This window comes from Actinomycetota bacterium (genome assembly GCA_040755895.1).
In the GTDB taxonomy this organism is placed as follows: Bacteria; Actinomycetota; Aquicultoria; order Subteraquimicrobiales; family Subteraquimicrobiaceae; genus Subteraquimicrobium.
In genome coordinates, this window is record JBFMAG010000056.1 from 1 (window position 1) to 3093 (window position 3093).

Here is a 3093-nt window from a genome sequence, read left to right on the forward strand (position 1 = left end):
GTCGAAAGTCGAAAGTGAAAAGGTGAAAAGCTCGGGGAGAGGTTTTTATTGCATTGGAGAATATAGATTTTACATCGTGCCTCTGAGATCCCAAATTCCAATTTTTAACTGGAGGGCAAGGTGAATTTCCAGGAGATAATCTTCACTTTGCAATCATATTGGGCGGATTACGGCTGTGTAGTTGCTCAACCTTACGATGTGGAGGTCGGAGCGGGAACCTTTAATCCCGCTACTTTCTTGAGGTGTTTGGGACCTGAACCCTGGAAAGTAGCTTATGTGGAACCTTCACGTCGACCTACAGATGGGAGATACGGGGAAAATCCCAATAGACTCCAATTCTATTATCAGTTTCAAGTCATCTTGAAGCCATCCCCCGATGATGTCCAGGATGTTTATCTGGCAAGCCTTGAAAAACTGGGCATCGATTCCAAGAGGCACGATGTCCGATTCGTTGAAGACGATTGGGAGTCCCCAACTTTGGGTGCTTGGGGTCTTGGCTGGGAAGTATGGCTCGATGGGATGGAAATTACTCAATTCACATACTTTCAACAGGTCGGTGGGTTGGATTTGAAACCCATTTCCGCAGAGCTAACTTACGGGATAGAACGAATTGCCATGTTTCTTCAGGGGAAAAGGAGTATTTTCGATTTGGAGTGGATAGATGGCATAACATATGGGGAAATCCATCATCGTGGAGAGGTCGAATGGTCTAAATACAATTTTGAACTCGCCAACGTGAACATGCTTTTTGATCTGTTCGGTAAATTTGAAAAGGAATCAAAGACCGTTTTGAAAAAGGGTTTGATTCTTCCCGCCTATGATCATGTCCTTAAATGCTCTCATGTCTTCAACCTCCTTGATGCCAGGGGAGTGCTCAGCCATCAGGAGCGAACTCGCTACATCGCTCGGGTCCGCGATTTGGCAAAGAATGTCGCCGAGGTATATATCGCCTATAGGGAAAAACTTGGCTTCCCCCTCCTTAAAAAATAGCAGAGCATCTGAGCTTTGAAGCGGAGGCGAGATGGGAAAAGACTTGTTGCTGGAGATAGGAACGGAGGAGATGCCCGCTTCTGCAGTTAACTTGGGCATCGAGCAATTGAGGGAAAATGCTTCAAAGATGTTTGAAGCCAAAAGACTCTCCTTTTTAAGTTTAGATGCCACGGGGGCGCCTCGCCGACTTGTCCTGCTCGTCACCAACCTTTCCGAAGTGCAAAGCGAGGTTGTGCATGAAATTAGGGGTCCGGCTAGGAAGGTCGCTTATACGGATGATGGTGAACCCACGGCAGCGGCCATAGGATTCGCCAGTGCACAAAAGGTCAAGGTAACAGATCTCGTAGTGAGGTCCACTCCTCAAGGGGATTATGTATTCGCCATCAAGAGAGAGAAGGGCCTGCCCACATCTCGACTGCTTCCTGAACTCCTCCCAAAGCTCATCCTATCGCTATCTTTCCCTAAGTCCATGCGTTGGGGGGAGGGGGAGATTCGATTTGTCAGACCTATAAGGTGGCTATTGGCTCTTTATGGAAATAAAGTGGTCGATTTCTCCCTTGATAATCTGAGAGCAAGCAATCTTACCTGGGGACATAGATTTTTAGCGAAAAATCCATTAAAGGTTAAAAATCCTCGAGATTATTTCGGTACTTTGGAGGAAAAGGGTAAGGTCGTCGTGGATCATCGTAAAAGGGAGAGGATCATCAGGGATAAGATCGAGCAAGTTGCCAAAGAGATTGGTGGAAGGGCATTGATTGATCCCCAGACTTTTACCGAGGTCGTAAACCTAGTTGAATTCCCACATACGATCTTCGGTGCCTTTCCTTCGGAGTACGTTTCTTTACCCCATGATGTCCTAGCCACCGTCATGGAGTCGCATCAGAGGTATTTCCCCGTCGAGGACGAGGAAGGCAATCTTTTGCCCTACTTTATCGTAGTTCATAATGGTGACCCAATGCACGATGACACCATCAGAAAAGGTCACGAAATGGTACTCACCGCTCGACTGGCGGATGCCAAATTCTTTTACGAGGAAGATCAGAAAGAGCCGCTTGCCGCCCGATTAGAGAAACTTAAAGGCATAATCTTCCAGGAGAAATTGGGTACGCTGCATGATAAGGCGAAGCGCGTTCAAAATCTGGTTATGGAGATTGGACGCGCTCTCAAGATCGACGAGAGTACCCTAAAAGAAGCCGAAAGGGTGGCTTATTTGAGTAAGGCGGATTTGCTCACCGAAATGGTTGGAGAATTCTCAGACCTTCAGGGGATTATGGGTAGGGAATATGCTCGCCTTTCAGGTGAGCCCGAGAATGTAGCTATCGGTATCTTTGAACATTATCTCCCCCGTTTTGCCTCGGATATCCTTCCTTCAACGCCCGTGGGGAAAATCGTGAGCATTGCAGATAAATTGGATACCATCGTTGGCTACTTTTCGGTGGGGCTTCTTCCCACAGGCTCTGAGGATCCCTATTCCCTCCGTCGACAGGGACAGGGGATAATCAGCATAATTCTGGAGAATCGATTTCCCCTTTCCCTCTCGGAGATGATCCATCTTTCTTTGGATCTTTATCATAAGGCGGGCTTCAAGTATCGCCCTTTCGAAGAAGTTGAAATCGAACTCCAGGATTTTTTCATGGGAAGGTTCAAAGGTGAGTTGCTAACCGAGGGCTTCAATTATGATATCATCAATGCAGTTCTCGGTGAAAAACCCGACAATTTGACGGATTTGAGGGATAGAGTCGTGTCCATAGCCAAGTATAAAGAGAGTCCCATCCTGGACGACTTAATCGTGGCCTTTACCAGGTGCAAGAACCTTTCCAATCCCAGCCTGGGGAGTGGGGTAAAAGAGCAACTCTTTTCAGAGGAGGAGGAAAGGGGGCTCTATCAAAAATTGATTGAAGTCGAGAAAATCATCGATGAATATTTAGAAAGAACCGATTACGATCGAGCCATAGAGAATTTAGCGGGGCTTAGACCCTATGTTGACCGCTTTTTTGATAAAGTATTGGTGATGACGGAGGACAAAAGGATTCGCCATAATCGAGTTTCTCTCCTCAACAGGTGCGTAGAGCTCTTCCTGAAAATAGCCGATTTTTCCCAACT

At 46.8% G+C, this 3093-nt stretch carries 2 protein-coding genes; both read left to right on the forward strand.

The window, feature by feature from the left end; genetic code table 11:
* Positions 1-120 precede the first annotated feature (120 nt).
* Complete coding sequence (gene glyQ, locus AB1466_02660; GenBank protein MEW6189004.1) at positions 121-990, forward strand: glycine--tRNA ligase subunit alpha; 870 nt, start codon at positions 121-123, stop codon at positions 988-990.
* 31 nt (positions 991-1021) lie between these two features.
* The coding region (glyS, locus tag AB1466_02665) for a glycine--tRNA ligase subunit beta (GenBank protein MEW6189005.1) at positions 1022-3093 on the forward strand (2072 nt) is incomplete at its 3' end.